Below are 16,520 nucleotides of genomic sequence, written 5' to 3'. Positions count from 1 at the left end.
ATCAACGTTACCTACCGCCTGCCGGTTCTTCGACTGCCGTCCGGGCGACAGGACCTGAACGGGCGACCGCCCCGAGCCAACACGCTCCGAAACCGAGCACGAGGCCGGCGAGCACCCCGGCCGTCGGGACCTGCCCGAGCAACGGCCACGCGATCAGCGCCGTGACCGACGGGACCACAGAGGACAGCGTGGTCATGGCCGCCGCGCCGCCGGTGCGGACGCCGACGAGGAACAGCGACGCGCCGCCCACCGAGTTGACCAGAACCAGGAACGTGACGGTCAGCCAGAACTGCTCCCAGTCGGTCACCGGGGACGACTCGGTCAGCGCCAGCAGCCCGACGACCGGCACGGACACGGCGTGCTGCACGGCGTTGCCGCTGCGGAAGTCCGTGTCCCGGCAGAACCTCTGCTGGTACACGCCACCTGCGACGAACCCGAGCATGCCGAGCACCGTGAACATCGCGCCGGTCCCGAACGACCCCAGCCGGTCCCAGAGTGCCGCCAGCACCGCCGCGATCCCGAGCACCAGCCCGGCGACCTGCCTGAGTCCAATTCGGACGCGGAACACCCAGGCCGCCACCGCCGCCGTGAGCACCGGCGTGCACGAGATGACCAACGCCGTGGTCGCCGCCGGAACGCCCATCCGCAGCCCGAGGTACACGCCGGAGAACTGGACCGCCTGCACCAGCAGCCCGGCCACGCACGTGTGCACGAGCTGCCGTCCGCGCGGCCAGCTCGCGCTGGTCATCAAGGCTATGACCGCCATCAGCGCGGCGGCGATGACGAACCGGATCGTGGTCATCAGGAACGGCGGCGCGACGGCCACGGCGAGGGCGCCGACCGGGTAACCGGACGCCCAGACCAGCACCGTCACCGCCGCGAAGCCGGGTTTGATCCGCACGGACTCCAGCCGTACCAGGCCCCGGGTCCTAGAGCGAGGCTTTGTTCCAGGCTTTCGCCATCCGCAGCACGGCCTCGGTGATGATCTCCGGCGAGGTCGCGAGGTTCATCCGGACGAATCCGGCGCCGCCCGTGCCGAACGTGTGTCCCGGCACCAGCGCGACCTTGCCCTCCTTGAGGAACACCTTGCCGGGGTTGTCACCGAGCCCCAGGTCGCGGCAGTCGAGCCAGGCCAGGTAGGTGCCCTGCGCCGGCGTGTAGCGGACGGCCGGGAGGTGTTCGGAGAGCAGTTCGACGAGCAGTCGGCGGTTCTCGTCGAGCCCGGCCAGCAGCGCGTCCAGCCACTCGCCGCCCTCCCGCAACGCCGCCGTGTGGCCGATGATCCCGACGTGGCTCGGCCCGTCCGCGACCTCGACGGGCAGCCGGGCGAGGTCGTCGGCGGACTCGGGTCCCGCGATCGCGAGCGCGGCCTTGAGCCCGGCGAGGTTCCATGCCTTCGACGACGACATGAGCGACAGCCCGTCCCCGGCGACGCTCAGGTACGGCACGAACGTCGCGCCCGCGGCCATGATCGGCGCGTGGATCTCGTCGGCGACGACCCGCACCCCGTGCTCGCGCGCGAGTTCCGCGACCGCGGTCAGTTCGGCGGCCGTGTGGACGGTGCCGGTCGGGTTGTGCGGCGAGCACAGCAGGTGGACGGCACCCCGCCCGGCCTCCTCGAACGCCGTGCGCAGCGTGCCGAGGTCGATCCGGTGGTCCGTGCCGAGCGGAGCCTCGACGACGGTGCGCCCGGTCGAGCGGATGAACATGTAGAACGGCTCGTACACGGGGGAGTTGACGACGACGGGCGCGTCCCGGTCGGAGACGAGCCGGAGCATCTCGACGACGCCCATCATGACGTCCGGGACGATCTTCATCCACTCGATCTCGGGCGTCCAACCCCAGCGTTTCTCGGCGAACGCCGCGAGCGCCTCGGCGTAGGCGGTGCCGTTGGGGTAGCCGGTGTCCCCGCGCTTTACGGCGTCGATGATCGCGCTCTCGACGGGTTCGGCGAGCAGGACGTCCATCTCCGCCACCCACACGGGCAGCACGTCCTCGTCGTAGTACCGCCACTTCATGCTCGTGCGGCTCCGCAGGTCGTCCAGGGTCAGCTGTCGCAGCGGGTTGCTCATGAGGGCAAAACTAGGGGAACTCGACGGCAAGGTGTTTGCGTTCTTTGCTCATGGACGCCGTGGACCGCAAGATTCTTGCTGAACTCCAGCGCGACGGGCGGATCACCGTCACCGACCTGGCCCAGCGCGTGCAGCTCAGCGTCTCCCGCTGCCAGCGCCGCCTGCGCGAGTTGGAACGCGAGGGCGTGATCCACGGCTACCGCGCGGTGGTGGACGCGGCCGCGCTCGGGTTCGGCTTCGAGGCGCTGGTGTTCGCCAAGCTCCGTCTCGACACGATGGACGAGTTCGACCGCGCGTTGGTCGACGTGCCGAACGTCGTGGAGGCGCAACGATTGTTCGGCAGCCCCGACTACCTGCTGCGCGTCGTCACCGCGGATCTCACGTCGTACCAGCGGTTGTACGAGGAGACGCTGGCGAAGCTACCGGGCGTGCGCGGGCTGACGTCGACGATCGTGATGAAGCAGGTGATCGAGCCGAGGCCGTTGCCCACCAGTCCTTGAGACGGGGAAGCACGGAATGCGCACGGGCGTTGACCGGTTGTATGAGCCTGCGCTTCTCACTGATGGGTCCGGTACGAGCCTGGCGGGACGACGAGGAGATCGACCTGGGCCCGCGGCAACAGCGGGCCGTCCTGGCGGCGTTGCTGCTGAACAACGGCACGCGGCTGAGCAACGACCAGCTGATCGGCATGGTCTGGGACGACCCGAGGCCGAGCGCGGTCATGGCGCTGCGGACGTACATGTACAAGATCCGCAAGCTGCTGCCCGAGCTGGACCTGAAGTCCAAGGACGGCGGCTACACGCTGCGGGCCGAGCTCTTCGACGACTGCCGCGGCGAACCGTTCGAAGGCTTGGGCAGCACGTACTTCGAGGCCCAGCGGGTCAGGATCGCCAACGAGCGACTCCAGTGCCGGGAGGCGTTGCTCGAACGCGAGATGGACGTCCTCGACCTGCAGAAGCACGTCGCCACGTTCCCGTTGCGGGAACGGCCGCGCGCGCTGCTCATGCAGGCCCTCTACCGCGACGGCAGGCAGGCCGACGCGCTGGAGCAGTTCCACCAGGTGCGCACCCTGCTGAACGAGGAACTCGGCCTCGAACCCGGACCTGAGCTGCGTGCCGTGCACGCGCGGATCCTGCGGGGTGAGGTCGTCCTGGCCCGCCGGCCCGAGCAGCTGCCGCCCGGCCTGCTCGACTTCACCGGCCGCGCCGCCGAGATCGCCCAGGCGTTGCGGGCGTTGCCCAGCACGGTCGGCATCACCGGCATGCACGGCAGCGGCAAGACGACGCTCGCGGTCCACGTCGCCCACCTCGCCCAGCAGGGCTACCCCGACGGGCAGCTCTTCGTGCGCGGTGACGACGTCGCGGGCGAGTTGCTGCGCGCGGTCGGCGTCGAGAACCCGCAGGGCGACAAAGCCGCGCTGTGGCGGGAGAAGGCGCGCGGCAAGCGGTTCCTGGTGGTGGTCGACGACGTCCGTGATCCCGCGGGGATCGCGGAGCTGCGCACGCCCGGTTCGGCGTGGATCCTCACCAGCGTGCGCCGGTGGAACGAGCTGGCAGGGGTCTTCTGGCTCAAGATCGCCGGGCTGACCGACGCCGAGGCGAACCAGCTGTTCCGCCGCGTGCTGGACCCGGCGCGGGCCGACGCCGAGGCCGACGTGACGGCCGTGGTCCTGGAGCGCGTCTCGTACCTGCCGAACCCGATCCGCGTGCTGGCCGGAAAGCTCGCCGCTCGTCCCAACTGGACGGTCGCGATGCTGCTCGCCCAGATGGAACGCGAGACGCGGCTCGGCGCGGCCATCTCGTCGGACTGCCAGGCCGTGCTCGCGCCGCTGGTCAAGGCGGATCGGCAGCTCACCGACGAGGAACGCCACCTGCTGCAGTGCTTCGCGCGGCGCGAGGAGGACGTCATCGACGTGGGCGAGGCCGCGGAGATGTCCGGCGGCGATCCGGGCGCGATCGAGTTCCTGCTGGAGGCGCTCGCCGACGTCCACCTGATCGAACCGCTGGTGCTCGGCCGGTACCGCCTGCCGTTCTTCGTGCGCATGTACTTCGGGTGGCGGGTACCGGCTCTGACCAGCTGATTCATCCGGAATTCATGGCCGGACGATCTGGCCGGGCCAGGTTCGAGGACATGTCCACCAAGGAACTCGCAGGCAAGAAGGCCCTCGTCACCGGAGCCACCTCGGGCATCGGCCGCGCGATCGCGGTCAAGCTCGCCGAGGCCGGCGCCACCGTCTACCTCAGCGGCCGCCGCGCCGAACTCGGCAAGGAGACCGTCGCGCTCATCGAGCAGGCGGGCGGCACCGGTCACTTCGTCGTCTCGGACGTCGCCAGCGTCGACGACGTCCGCAAGCTCGCCGAGGAGGTCGGCGAGGTCGACGTCCTCGTCAACAACGCGGGCATCTTCCCGTTCTCGCCGACCGCCGAGCAGTCGCTCGACACCTACCAGCAGGTGTTCGACGTGAACGTGCGCGGCACCTACTTCCTCACCGCCGCGCTCGCCCCGGCGATGGTCGCGCGCGGCAAGGGCTCGATCGTCAACGTCTCGTCCATCGCGGCCGTCGTCGGCACCCCTGTCGGGTCCGTCTACAACGCCTCCAAGGCCGCGATGGACGCGCTGACCCGCTCGTGGGCCACGGAGTTCGGTGCCGCCGGCGTGCGCGTGAACTCCGTGGCGCCCGGTCCGGTCGCCACCGACAAGGCGTTGGCGGAGGCCGGCGAGGTGTTCGACGCGATCGCGAAGGACCTGCCGTTGCAGCGCGTCGGCCAGCCGGAGGAGATCGCGGAGGCAGTGCTGTTCCTGGCCACCGACCGGGCCAGCTTCATCACCGGCTCGGTGATCACCGCGGACGGCGGCTACGTGGCGAGCTGAGCGAGCAGGGCGGTGACGGACGAGGGCGACTCGACGTGCACGTTGTGGCCCGCGCCGGGGAACACCACCGGTTCGGGCACCAGCTCCCGCAGCTGTTCCTGGGGGCTCATCGGATCGTTCTCGCCCGCCGCCAGCACGACGTGGGCCTGCGAGGCCATGATCAGCCCGGCCATGTCCGGCCGGCCCACGCCGAACGCCCTCATGTCCAACGCCGGCGCCCACCCACCGTCCACTTCGGACACGCCGTGGCGCAGTGGCACGCCGGCCATCTTGGAGGCCCGTTCGACGGCTTCGTCTTTGGTTTCGAAGACCTTGGCCGGCTTGCCCGCGAGTGCCGCGGCCTTGGCCAGCTCCTCGTCGCTCCACTGCACCTTGATCCCGACGCCGACCGCCGTGGTCACCTCGACCCCGAACCAGCCGCTGGCGAGCGCGAGCCCGACCACCCCGCCGAGCGAGTGCCCGACGACGGTCGCGGGTTCGTTCGGAATCTCTTCGGCGACGGCCGCCGCCAACGCCCCGAACGTGTACCGCTCCAGCCTGCCGCTGCGCCCGTGACCAGGCAGATCAGGCGCGATCCAGCGGCCGGGCCACGCGGCCACGACGTCCTGCCAGACCTCGCCGGTGGCGCCCAGCCCGTGCAGCAGCACCAGCAACGGCCCGTTTCCCCCACGTTCGACATGAAGCACGTCAGAATCCCGTTCTATGCGGACCGATGCCGAGCTGATCCTCGACCCGACACGTATACCTCGGGCGTGCCGCACGACGCACTAACCCGGCTGCGTGAGAAGGACGTGGTCCGCGTCGGCGACTTCTGGGCCGTCCTCCGCCACGCGGACGTCAAGACCGTCCTGCGCACCCCGTCCGTCTTCTCCTCGCACCGCGGCGCCACCCAGATCCGCGACCCGCAGCCCGCCGACCTGGCCTACGTCCAGCGCATGATGCTCAACCAGGACCCGCCGTCGCACTCGCGGTTGCGCCGCATGCTCACCCAAGCCTTCACCCCGCGCGCCGTGGCGCTGCTGGAGTCCCGGATCCGCGCGAACGCTCTTGAGATCGTTTCTTCGCTGTCCGGCGACTTCGCCGCGGACGTCGCCGACCTGCCGTTGCTGACCCTGGCCGACATCTTCGGCGTCCCGCGTTGCGACAGAGCGCTGCTCTACGACTGGAGCAACCGCGTGATCGGCTTCCAGGACCCCGAGTACGCCCTGTCCTCCAGCTCCACTACTGGCATGACCGACATGGCGTTGAAAGCCTTGGAGCTGCGCCCTTCCGACGGCCGCGACCCCCGTGCCCGCGACGGCATGCCGGACCTCTACGCCTACGCCCACGCGTTGGGTGCGTACAAGCGCGCTCATCCCTCCGACGACGTCCTGAGCAACCTCATGCGGGAGGACATCTCGCTGGAGGAGTTCGAGAACCTCTTCTGGCTCTTCTCCGTGGCAGGCAACGAAACCCTCCGCAACGGCATCCCCGGCGGTCTCATCGCCCTGCTGTCCCACCCGTCCGAATACGCCCGGCTGCGCGCCGACCGAACGCTGCTTCCCCTTGCGGTGGAGGAGATGCTGCGCTGGTGGACACCCGTGATGCACTTCCGCCGCACCTGTGTCCAGGACACTTCGCTGTCAGGGCAGGAGATCCGGGCCGGGGACAAGGTGGTCGTGTGGTTCACCTCGGCCAACCGCGACGAGCGGGTGTTCAGTTCGCCGGACCGGTTCGACGTGGGGCGCCGCGAGGCCGATCACCTGAGCTTCGGCCACGGTCCGCACTTCTGCCTCGGCGCGCAGCTGGCCCGGACCCAGATGCGGGCGGTGTTCGAGGCGGTGCTCGATCTGCCCGGTGTGCTGGAGTTGGACGGCGAGATCAGCCGCCTGCGGTCGAACTTCCAGAACGGCGTGAAGCACCTGCCCGTACGCCTGTCCGAAAAGGAATGAACGGTGGCGAGCGGTCGATTAGCATCAGCGCGCTAACCACAGCGTCCTGGGGGACTGAAGTAATGCGCAATGCGCTTGTTTCCGCATGCCTGCTCACGCTCGTCGCAGGCTGCGGCACGACCGACGCCACGTCCGCGCCGTCGTCCGCACCGACCACCACCACGACCACGACGACCAGCGCGGCGCCGAAGCTGAGTGCCGCCGAGGTCGAGCAGAAGCTCGGCCAGGTGATCGCCGCGACGACGTTCGAGGCGTTGGGCGGCAAGCTCGACAAGGGCCCGGCCGAGCACGTGAAGGCCAAGCTCCTGACCGTGACCTGCGAGGGCGAGCTGGGCTCCAACCGCCTGATCGGCAACGAGACCGGCTCGACGTGGTTCGTCGCCGGCTCGGTGGTCAAGACCAAGGTCGTGCACTACGACGAGATCAAGGCCAACGAGATCATCGACAGCGTGCGCAAGCTGATCTCGTGCGGCAGCTTCGTCGAGACCTGGAGCGAGGGCACGCCGACCGTGACGGTGCACGGCGAGTTCGAGACGCCCAAGCAGCCCGAGGCCGACGGCCAGATCGCCTGGTGCGAAACGGTCTCGCCCACCTTCGGCCGCTGCTACGGCCTGGTGACGCGCGGCGAGTTCGCGTCCGTGGTCCTGGTGGCGACGGCCAACGTCGACAAGGCCAAGGGCACCCTCGGCAACGCCCTCCCGATCGTCGCGAAGGCCGTCGGAACCGTCGGATGAAGCGCCCCGACGCCCGCCGCGTCACCGCCGAGTGGGCGGCCCTCTTCCCCGAACTGACCGTCGTGGGACCACGCGTGCTGCTGCGCCGGTTCGGCCCGTTGGTGCAGGGCATCACCCTGGACGACAGCGGGCCCCACTACTACCCGTCGGCCCACGTGCACGCGCTGACCACGGACGCTCCGGTGATCTACCTGTCGCTGAACCACCGGGTCAGGCTCGGACGAGGCCCGCAGACGCCCGTCGAGACGGCCGCGAAACCCGAGTTGGTGGCGCGAGCCGCAGCGGCGTTGCGAGAACAGTCCGCTCCGCTGCTCGACCCGGAGGCCGGACTGGTCGAACTGCTCGAGGTCTACCGGAAGTACGTCACCAAGTGGCGCGGCCGCGATCCCCGGGCCTACCACGAACTCCGCGACCTGGTGCTCCTGCCGACCGCGGCGGGCCTGTCCGACCTCGCGGCGGAGGCGTTCGAGCTGGCCGTCGACATCTCGCAGGGCTGGACGAAGTCCGACGCCCCGGTCGGCTGGGACACCACCGCGGACTGGCTCGACGAACTCCGCAGCCGGATGACCGACGTGGACGCGTTGCGCGCCACCGTCGACGCCGAGGTCACCAAACACGGCCTCGCCTCGGTGCCAGACCGCATGCCGTGAATTCCTTGGGGGAATTGAAGATGAGAGCCGTCATCGCCGCGTGCGTCGTCACGCTCGCGGCCTGCGCGCCGGCACCGGCCGCACCGCCACCACCGCCTGTGCCGTCCACGGTGTCCACGCCGGACCTGGTGAAGGCGATGGACGTGAAGGTCAAGGTCGCGCTGCTGCCCCTGGACGCGTTCGCCGATCTGGGCAGCCGGTTCGTCGCGGACAAGCCGGAACTGACCGCCGAACTCGCCGACACCGCGGGCCGCATCAGTTCGGTGTGCCTCGGCGCGAGGGTCGACGCCGGCGTCTCCACCTCCCGTCGGAGGGTGTGGACGAACATCGACCAGCAGGTCTTCGGCCTGGTGGGCGTCAGCGCCCAGCACGTCGTCGACTCGGTGCGCGACACCGCCCGGTCGTGCAAGACCTACACGGCCCAGATCAACAAGCCGGAACGCACGGTCAAGGCTGACCTGGACATCCCGAAACCGGCGGGCGCGGAGGACTTCTACGCGTTCTGCCACAGCATGCCCGACGTCGCTGACCTGGCCTGGAAGTGCGAGGCGGTGTTCTCGCGCCGCGACCTGGTCGTGGCGGTGAGCGCGAGCGCCTCCAGTGAGGAGAACGCGACCGAGGGCCTCGGGCTCGTCGTCGAACGGGCGGCGAAGGCACTGGCCTGAGGTGACGAGCACGATGACGAGGAGTTGAACCTCGCGGGCTTGCCCGTGCACAGGGACGAGTACAGGGAAATCGGCGCTGGAGTCGAGCTCGACATCGACCTGGGTGCGGACGACGAGGGTGGAGTCCATGTGATCTGGAAGGCGCAGCCGCACCTGCGCGAGGCGGCTGTCAATGCCGTGGAGCAGGGGAATTTCGACGACCCCGCCATCTGGCGCTCCGGAGAGATAACGCAGATCATGGGCGACGCGATCTTCGAGATTCTGCGGGCCGCCGGCTTCGGCGTGGAGAAGCCGGGCGACAACAGCATGCGCACGTTCTCCGTCCAGGTGACCAGTTCCCCGGAGGGAACGGTGTGACCGAGGACGCCGTCCGCCGAGGTCTCTCGTCGGCCTGTCCTACAACGCTTTCGAGGGCTTGGAGCTGCTGGAACTCGACGAGTGGGAATCCGCGGCGCCCGAAATCTCCGGGATGCTCGCAGTTCGGAAGGTGACAGGGCCGCGAAGCCCCCGTGCCGAGCGAAGCGGTTCCTCCCGAGCCGGTCTTCTGGCACGATTCAGACGACAGGCCTGGGCGGTCCGCTGTGATCCGACGGTGTCGAGCCCCTGCCGGTCACCTGGCCCAAGTAGGCTCGTCGCGACGACGAGACGCAGCAGAAACAGGGAGCGCAAGTGGCGGTCATCGAGCAGGTCGGAGCACGCGAGATCCTGGACTCTCGCGGCAACCCCACCGTCGAGGTCGAGGTGGCTCTGGACGACGGCACGCTGGAGCGTGCCGCGGTTCCGTCGGGTGCTTCTACCGGTGAGCACGAGGCGGTGGAGCTGCGGGACGGCGACGCCAAGCGGTACCTGGGCAAGGGTGTCGAGCGCGCGGTCACGGCGGTGCTCGACGAGATCGGGCCCGAGCTGGTCGGCATCGAGGCCGTCGAGCAGCGCGTGGTCGACCAGAAGCTCGTCGACCTCGACGGCACCCCGGACAAGGGGCGGCTCGGCGCCAACGCGATTCTCGGTGTGAGCCTCGCGGTCGCGAAGGCGGCGGCGACGAGCAGCGGTCTTGAGCTGTTCCGGTACGTCGGCGGGCCCAACGCGCACGTGCTGCCCGTGCCGATGCTGAACATCCTCAACGGTGGCTCGCACGCCGACACCGACGTGGACATCCAGGAGTTCATGATCGCGCCGATCGGCGCGGAGACGTTCCGCGAGGGCCTGCGCTGGGGCACCGAGGTCTACCACTCGCTGAAGTCCGTGCTGAAGAGCAAGGGTCTCGCGACGGGGCTGGGTGACGAGGGCGGCTTCGCGCCGAACCTCGGCAGCAACCGCGACGCGCTCGACCTCATCCTCGAGGCCATCGAGAAGGCCGGTTACCGGGCGGGCCGCGACATCGCGCTCGCGCTCGACGTGGCCGCCACCGAGTTCTTCGCGGACGGCGCCTACTCGTTCGAGAACAACAAGCGGTCGGCCGAGCAGATGATCGGCTACTACTCCGAGCTCGTCCGCGACTACCCGATGGTCTCCATCGAGGACCCGCTGTCCGAGGACGACTGGGACGGCTGGGTCCAGATGACCGCCGAGCTGGGCGAGAAGGTCCAGATCGTCGGCGACGACCTGTTCGTGACGAACCCGGAGCGCCTGGAGGAGGGCATCTCCCGCCGCGCCGCCAACGCGCTGCTGGTGAAGGTCAACCAGATCGGCACGCTGTCCGAGACGCTCGACGCGGTCTCGCTGGCCACGAGCTACGGCTACAAGTCGATGATGTCCCACCGCTCCGGCGAGACCGAGGACACCACCATCGCCGACCTGGCCGTCGCGACCGGTGCCGGTCAGATCAAGACCGGCGCGCCGGCGCGTGGTGAGCGCACCGCGAAGTACAACCAGCTCCTGCGCATCGAGGAGAGCCTCGGCGACGCGGCGCGGTACGCGGGCGAGCTCGCGTTCCCGCGCTACACGCCGGAGAGCTGAGAGGCTGTAGGACATGGCCGAGCGCGCGCGTCGTCCCCGTCGCCCCCGCGAAGAGCGGGAGGCGCGGCCCGCACGCGCGCGCAAGCCACCCCGTCCGAAGGCGCCGTCCAGGCGCAGTGACGGCACGGGTGGCGCGTTCGGCATGACCGGTACGCGTCGGGCCGCGATGTTCGCGATGGTGCTCTGCGCACTGGCGTTGAGCATCGCGGTCCCGCTCCGGACCTACCTCTCGCAACGTGACGAGCTGCGCGACGTGGGTGCCGAACAGCAGAAGCTGCGGGAGACCGTCTCCGCACTGGAGAAGCGCAAGGCGGAACTGCAGGACCCGGCGTACGTCGAGATCGAGGCGCGCAAGCGGCTGCACTGGGTGCGGCCCGGCGAGACGCCCTACATCGTGCAACTGCCGGGTGACGAGAGTCGCAACACGGAAACGGAGAGGCCGTCGGGCAAGCAGGCGGCACAAGGATCTTGGTACGAGGAACTTTGGGAATCGGTGACGCACAAGTAAGTGCTGCTGACCTGGAAACGGTCGCTCAGCAGCTCGGCCGCACGCCCCGCGGGACGCGTGCGATCGCCTCTCGGTGCCCCAGCGGGCACCCCAACGTCGTGCAGACGGCGCCGCGACTGCCCGACGGGACACCGTTCCCGACCCTCTACTACCTCACCTGCCCCAAGCTGAACTCGCTGGTCAGCACGCTCGAAGGCGGCGGGTTGATGAAGGAGCAGCAGGAGCGCCTGGCCACCGACGCCGACCTCGCCGCCGCCTACCAGCGCGCACACGAGGCGTACCTGGCCGAACGCGACGCCATCGAGTCGCTCGGCACGCAGGTCACCGCCGGTGGCATGCCGGTGCGCGTCAAGTGCCTGCACGTGCACGTCGCCCACTCCCTCGCCAAGGGCCCCGGCGTCAACCCCATGGGGGACGAGGCGCTGGCACTCCTGAAGGAGCAGGGACTGTGGCCTGCCGGTGAATGTTCGGCCAGTTAACGGTCAACGGAACCGAACACACGCTTCACTCCGTCTTGGGTACACCTAGGCTTCGTAGTGAGGCAGGGTGGGACTGGTCACCGACGGGGGCTTTCGCCGTAACTGCAGGACGGCGAGCCGCGATGACGCACGAGAGGTGAGTATTCGTGGCAATGGCCAAACTGCGTGGTCCATCGGTGTTGAGCCCTAGGCAAAAGGGCTTCGCCGTGGCAGCGCTGGCTGCGATGCTCGCCCCCGCGATGATCGTCGGAACCAAGCTGGTCGACTGGGTCAACCTCGCCAAGCACCACGACATCAACGTCACCCTCGGTCCCGCCGACGTCTACGGAGCGTTGCACCGCGACCCGGCGGAACTGGGCGCGTCCGGCCGCCTGCCGCTGTCCGAGGAGCTGAGCGCGGCGCTGCTCGCCGACCTCGAGGACGGCGACATCGACGAGGACGACCTCGACCTCGACCCCGGCAGCGACGACGTCCAGGGCGTCCACGACATCCCCGGCGTCATGGTCGAGGCGTACCTGCGCGCCGAGGACAAGCTCGGCGAACTCCTCCCCGGCTGCAACCTCGACTGGGCGCTGCTCGCGGGCATCGGCAAGATCGAGTCGAACCACGCGAACAACGGCCGTGTCAACGCTGTCGGCGATGCCACCCCCAAGATCCTCGGCCCGGTCCTCAACGGCGCCCCCGGCATGGCCGCGATCCGCGACACCGACGGCGGCCGCCTCGACGGCGACACGGCCTGGGACCGCGCGGTCGGCCCGATGCAGTTCATCCCGACGACGTGGGCGAGCTACGGCGGCGACCTGAACGACGACGGCGTCGTCAACCCCAACAACATCTACGACGCCGCCCTCGGCGCCGGCCGCTACCTGTGCTCGGGCGGCAAGGACCTGTCCAAGCAGTCCGACCGGGCCGCCGCGGTCTTCAACTACAACCGCGACCCCGAGTACGTGAAGAAGGTCCTCAACTGGGCCAAGGTCTACAGCGAGAACGTCGACACCCTGCCGCTCCTGCCGGACACCGGCAACGGCCAGCAGAACCCGCAGCCGGGCAACGGGAACGGCAACACCGGCAACCCGCCGGACAACGGCAACGGCAACACCGGCAACCCCACGACGACCACGACCACCACCACGACGACCACGACGCCGCCGAACTGCCCGACCACCACCACGGGCACCACGTCGTCCACGACGTCGAGCACCACCACGTCGACCACGACCACGACGACGCCGCCGTCCACGTGCACCACGACGACGACCACGACGACCACCACCACGACGTCGTCCACCACCACAACGACCACGACGACCACCACGACGACGACGGTCCCGCCGCAGCAGTCGACGCCGGACAGCTCGTCCACGAGCAACAGCGGAAGCAGCAGCGCCAACAGTGGCAGCAGCTCGGTGCAGACGACGTCGCAGAGTTTGGCAACGAGCACGCCGAGCTAGCGCGGGGTGTCGGGTTGGAACGTCTCCAACTCGTACTTCGTTCGGGGCGATTCGGGCAGAAACGTTGGAGCGAAAGGGAGTCCGTCTCCTAGCTTCGACCCCATGCCGAAACGCAACTCAACCGTGGTGGGCCGGGAGTTCGGCGATGGCGTCCGCGACGCCATCGAACAGTGCGGCCTGACTCAGCGCATGCTCGCCGTGGTGCTGAACTGGCAGGAAGCCAAGATCTCGGACATGGTGAACGGCAAGGGCGGCGTCACCGAGATCGAACTCGTCCGCGTGCTCTCCTACTGCCGCACGCCCAACGACGAGGTGGACCGCCTCGTCGCCCTGCACCGGGAGTCGCGGGAACGCGGCTGGCTCCAGTTCCCCGAGGACGGCGTGCCCGAGCAGGTGCACTCGCTCATCAGCCAGGAACGCCTCGCCAACCTGGTCACCGTGTGGTCGATGAACCTCGTCCCCGGCCACCTCCAGATCGCGGCCTACATGCGCGCGGCCGCGGAGAAGTCGGCCAAGATCAAGCCCGCGGACATCGACGCCCTCATCCACGCGAAGCTGGACCGCCAGGCAATCCTGAAGCCTGGCAGGCAGTTCGTCTTCTACGTGCACGAGCAGGCGCTCCGACTGCCGGTCGGCGGCGCTGACGTGATGCGCTCCCAGCTGACCCACATCCTGATGTTGCTGGTGCGGCAGTACATCACCCTCCGAGTCGTGCCGACCGCGATCGGCGCGCACGCGGGCATGTCTGGTTCCTTCACCCAGCTCAGCTTCGACAGGTACCAGCCGGTGGTCTTCATCGAGAGCGAGAACTCGGGACTCTTCCTCGATGACACCGCATCGCTGGAGAGCTACTCCGCTGTGCTGAAGCGGTTGGATCAGGAGGCCTTGGATGCGGAACAATCGAGGAGGCTGATCACCGCAATGCTTGCCTGAGGAGGCGTGCCGGATGTCCGAGTGGCGCAAGAGCAGCTACAGCCCGTCTGCCAGCGACTGCGTCGAGGTCGGGCACGGCATCGGCATCCGCGACAGCAAGGCACCGGCCACCCACCTCCCGCTCTCCCGCGAGGCGTGGGAGGCGTTCCTCCACCTCGCCAAAGCCTGACCGCCGGCGAAAAGCGCGTGGCACGACGCGCGTTCCTTGGCACTGTGGGGACGTGCTGAAGCCTGACTTCCCGATCCGGACACAACGACTGCTGCTGCGGCCGTTCCGTCCCGACGACCTAGACGACTTCTTCGCCTACCGCGCACTGCCCGAGGTGCATCGCTACCTCTACAACGACGCCACCACCAAAGAAGAGTGCGCGGAGGTCCTCGCCAAGCGGATCACCGAGACCCAGTTGGCCGAAGAGGGCCAACGGCTGATCGTCGCGATCGAACTCCCCGACGCGAACCGGGTCATCGGCGACGCCATGCTGAAGTGGCGCAGCGAGAAGCACGGGCAGGGCGAGATCGGCTACAGCCTGCACCCCGACTTCCAAGGCAAGGGCTATGCGACCGAGGTGGCGCGGAAGATGCTCGCACTCGGGTTCGACGACCTGAACCTGCACCGGATCATCGCCGAGTGCGACCCCCGCAACGAGCCGTCGTGGCGGTTGATGGAACGCCTGGGCATGCGCAGGGAAGCCCACTACCGGGAGCTCGAGATCTTCAAGGGGGAGTGGGGCGACCTCTTCGTGTACGCGCTCCTGGCAGAGGAGTACGCCCGTGTTCAGGCCTGACTACCCGATCCGGACCGAACGGCTGGTGCTCCGGCCGCTCGAACCGAGCGACTTCGACGACCTGCACGCGTACCGGTCGAACCCCGAGGTTTGTCGATATATATACAGCGAGCCCGCGACGCCCGAGGAGACGGCGGAACGCCTCGACAAGAGCCTGGGCATGGGGCAACTCGACGCGGAGGGCGAGGTCGGGTACGTCTTCAACCCGGACTTCGGAGGCCGCGGGTACGCGAACGAAGCCACCAGGGCGATGCTCAAGATCGGGTTCGAAGGGCTCGGCCTCCACCGGATCGTGGCCGAGTGTGACGCGCGCAACGAGGCGTCGTGGCGGTTGATGGAACGCCTGGGCATGCGCAGGGAGGCGCTGCTGAGGCACGCCGAGTTCTTCAAGGGTGAGTGGGCCGACAGCCTCGTCTACGCCATGCTTGCCGAGGAGTACCGGATCAACGCACAGGGGTGAACATGTCGCGGGTCGCGGCCATCGACTGCGGGACCAACTCGATCAGGTTGCTGATCGCGGACGTCACCAAGCGGGAGGACGGGACCGCGTGGCTGCGGGACGTCCACCGCGAGATGAAGATCGTCCGGCTCGGGCAGGGGGTCGACGCGACCGGGCGGCTGCATCCCGACGCGATCGAGCGGACGCGGCAGGCGTTGCTCGACTACGCGCGCACGATGCAACGCAAGGGAGTCGAGACGGCACGCATGGTGGCCACCAGTGCCACCCGGGACGCGAGCAACCGCGACGAGTTCTTTGACATGACCGAGCAGATCCTCGGGGCGCCGGCGGAGGTCATCTCCGGGGACGAGGAGGCGCGGCTGTCCTACCTCGGGGCGGTGGCCGATCTTGACCCGGACGAGGGACCCTTCCTCGTCACCGATCTGGGTGGTGGCAGCACCGAGTTCGTCCTCGGGACCGGCTCTGACGTCGAGGCCGCGCGGTCGATGGACATCGGATGCGTGCGCCTCACCGAGCGGTTCATCCACTCCGATCCGCCCGGAAAGGACGAAATCGAACAGGCGGAAGCGTTTGCGAGGGCCGCGATCAAAGAGGCCTTCGAAGTCGTTCCGGTGGAGAAGACGAAGACGTGGATCGGGGTCGCCGGGACGGTTACGACATTGTCAGCCCTGGTCCAGGGGCTGGAGGTGTACAACAGCGACGATATTCACCTCAGCCGCATCACACTTGACAATGTTCGTGAAATCACCGACCGTATCCTCTCCATGACGCATGATGATCGTGCCTCGTTGGGACCCATGCATCCCGGCCGAGTGGACGTGATCTGCGGTGGAGCGGTGGTCCTGCGCGCGATTGCGGACGAGCTCGAGAATCGCGCGGGTATTCGCACGCTCGTGTGCAGCGAGCACGACATCCTCGACGGCATCGCGTTTTCGCTGGTCTAGCGCCGAATTAAGGTGCGCTTGAGCTGATCGTGACTATTTTGTGACCGATTTCGGTGCGCGATGTACTGGACGCCCCGGTTA

Annotated in this window: 20 protein-coding genes; 17 read left to right on the top strand and 3 right to left on the bottom strand. The window is 68.6% G+C overall.

Annotation, left to right across the window (positions count from 1 at the left end; genetic code table 11):
• Positions 1-7: 7 nt before the first annotated feature.
• Positions 8-901: a DMT family transporter gene (locus JNUCC0626_RS29215; RefSeq protein WP_394613951.1), complete on the bottom strand. Its 894-nt coding sequence runs from the start codon at positions 899-901 to the stop codon at positions 8-10.
• Between the two features lie 28 nt (positions 902-929).
• A complete protein-coding gene (locus JNUCC0626_RS29210) occupies positions 930-2,072 on the bottom strand; it encodes a MalY/PatB family protein (protein WP_394613950.1) in 1,143 nt (380 codons plus the stop codon).
• 50 nt (positions 2,073-2,122) lie between these two features.
• Between JNUCC0626_RS29210 and JNUCC0626_RS29205 the strand changes: the two genes are divergently transcribed.
• From JNUCC0626_RS29205 to JNUCC0626_RS29195, 3 genes are all read left to right on the top strand, one after another.
• Positions 2,123-2,572 (top strand): Lrp/AsnC family transcriptional regulator, encoded by a 450-nt coding sequence (locus tag JNUCC0626_RS29205; RefSeq protein ID WP_394613949.1) that lies wholly within the window; start codon positions 2,123-2,125, stop codon positions 2,570-2,572.
• A 62-nt stretch (positions 2,573-2,634) separates the two neighbouring features.
• Entirely contained in the window at positions 2,635-4,152 is a 1,518-nt protein-coding gene (locus tag JNUCC0626_RS29200) for an AfsR/SARP family transcriptional regulator (RefSeq protein ID WP_394613948.1), read from the top strand.
• 50 nt (positions 4,153-4,202) lie between these two features.
• Positions 4,203-4,943 carry an SDR family NAD(P)-dependent oxidoreductase gene (locus JNUCC0626_RS29195; protein ID WP_394613947.1) on the top strand — a complete coding sequence of 247 codons (741 nt, stop codon included), beginning with the start codon at positions 4,203-4,205 and terminating at the stop codon, positions 4,941-4,943.
• Here the strand turns inward: JNUCC0626_RS29195 and JNUCC0626_RS29190 are convergent.
• Positions 4,928-5,629 (bottom strand): alpha/beta fold hydrolase, encoded by a 702-nt coding sequence (locus JNUCC0626_RS29190; RefSeq protein WP_394613946.1) that lies wholly within the window; start codon positions 5,627-5,629, stop codon positions 4,928-4,930. The two genes, JNUCC0626_RS29195 and JNUCC0626_RS29190, sit on opposite strands and share 16 nt — an antisense overlap.
• Between JNUCC0626_RS29190 and JNUCC0626_RS29185 the strand changes: the two genes are divergently transcribed.
• The 14 genes from JNUCC0626_RS29185 to JNUCC0626_RS29120 all read left to right on the top strand — a co-directional run bounded on the left by JNUCC0626_RS29185 (position 5,621) and on the right by JNUCC0626_RS29120 (position 16,439).
• Positions 5,621-6,874, top strand: a complete 1,254-nt coding sequence (locus tag JNUCC0626_RS29185; RefSeq protein ID WP_394613945.1) for a cytochrome P450 — start codon at positions 5,621-5,623, stop codon at positions 6,872-6,874. The two genes, JNUCC0626_RS29190 and JNUCC0626_RS29185, sit on opposite strands and share 9 nt — an antisense overlap.
• A gap of 62 nt (positions 6,875-6,936) precedes the next feature.
• A complete protein-coding gene (locus tag JNUCC0626_RS29180; RefSeq protein ID WP_394613944.1) occupies positions 6,937-7,608 on the top strand; it encodes a hypothetical protein in 672 nt (223 codons plus the stop codon).
• Entirely contained in the window at positions 7,605-8,258 is a 654-nt protein-coding gene (locus tag JNUCC0626_RS29175; protein WP_394613943.1) for a hypothetical protein, read from the top strand. Before JNUCC0626_RS29180 ends, JNUCC0626_RS29175 begins: the two co-directional genes overlap by 4 nt.
• 20 nt (positions 8,259-8,278) lie before the next feature.
• On the top strand, positions 8,279-8,923 hold the full coding sequence (locus JNUCC0626_RS29170) for a hypothetical protein (protein WP_394613942.1): 645 nt from the start codon (positions 8,279-8,281) through the stop codon (positions 8,921-8,923).
• Between the two features lie 24 nt (positions 8,924-8,947).
• The gene (locus tag JNUCC0626_RS29165; protein ID WP_394613941.1) at positions 8,948-9,280 is read left to right on the top strand and encodes a hypothetical protein; all 333 of its coding nucleotides are present in this window, start codon (positions 8,948-8,950) and stop codon (positions 9,278-9,280) included.
• Positions 9,281-9,592: 312 nt separating this feature from the next.
• Positions 9,593-10,879, top strand: a complete 1,287-nt coding sequence (gene eno, locus JNUCC0626_RS29160; RefSeq protein WP_394613940.1) for a phosphopyruvate hydratase — start codon at positions 9,593-9,595, stop codon at positions 10,877-10,879.
• 13 nt (positions 10,880-10,892) lie between these two features.
• Positions 10,893-11,387 carry an FtsB family cell division protein gene (locus JNUCC0626_RS29155; protein ID WP_394613939.1) on the top strand — a complete coding sequence of 165 codons (495 nt, stop codon included), beginning with the start codon at positions 10,893-10,895 and terminating at the stop codon, positions 11,385-11,387.
• Entirely contained in the window at positions 11,348-11,866 is a 519-nt protein-coding gene (locus JNUCC0626_RS29150; RefSeq protein WP_394613938.1) for a DUF501 domain-containing protein, read from the top strand. Before JNUCC0626_RS29155 ends, JNUCC0626_RS29150 begins: the two co-directional genes overlap by 40 nt.
• A 206-nt stretch (positions 11,867-12,072) precedes the next feature.
• Positions 12,073-13,317 carry a lytic transglycosylase domain-containing protein gene (locus JNUCC0626_RS29145; RefSeq protein WP_394613937.1) on the top strand — a complete coding sequence of 415 codons (1,245 nt, stop codon included), beginning with the start codon at positions 12,073-12,075 and terminating at the stop codon, positions 13,315-13,317.
• A gap of 102 nt (positions 13,318-13,419) precedes the next feature.
• Entirely contained in the window at positions 13,420-14,250 is an 831-nt protein-coding gene (locus JNUCC0626_RS29140) for a helix-turn-helix domain-containing protein (RefSeq protein WP_394613936.1), read from the top strand.
• Between the two features lie 13 nt (positions 14,251-14,263).
• Entirely contained in the window at positions 14,264-14,419 is a 156-nt protein-coding gene (locus JNUCC0626_RS29135) for a DUF397 domain-containing protein (protein ID WP_394613935.1), read from the top strand.
• 52 nt (positions 14,420-14,471) lie between these two features.
• Positions 14,472-15,035, top strand: coding sequence for a GNAT family N-acetyltransferase (locus JNUCC0626_RS29130; protein WP_394613934.1), 564 nt, complete (start codon positions 14,472-14,474; stop codon positions 15,033-15,035).
• Positions 15,022-15,495, top strand: a complete 474-nt coding sequence (locus JNUCC0626_RS29125) for a GNAT family N-acetyltransferase (RefSeq protein WP_394613933.1) — start codon at positions 15,022-15,024, stop codon at positions 15,493-15,495. The genes JNUCC0626_RS29130 and JNUCC0626_RS29125 overlap by 14 nt, the downstream gene beginning before the upstream one ends.
• Positions 15,496-15,497: 2 nt before the next feature.
• Positions 15,498-16,439 (top strand): exopolyphosphatase, encoded by a 942-nt coding sequence (locus JNUCC0626_RS29120; RefSeq protein ID WP_394613932.1) that lies wholly within the window; start codon positions 15,498-15,500, stop codon positions 16,437-16,439.
• Positions 16,440-16,520: the final 81 nt, after the last annotated feature.

The sequence above is a fragment of the Lentzea sp. JNUCC 0626 genome, from assembly GCF_043632865.1.
Lineage (GTDB): Bacteria > Actinomycetota > Actinomycetes > Mycobacteriales > Pseudonocardiaceae > Lentzea.
The sequence above is the reverse complement of the archived record's forward strand: the minus strand, read 5'-3'. Positions and strand labels throughout refer to the sequence as shown.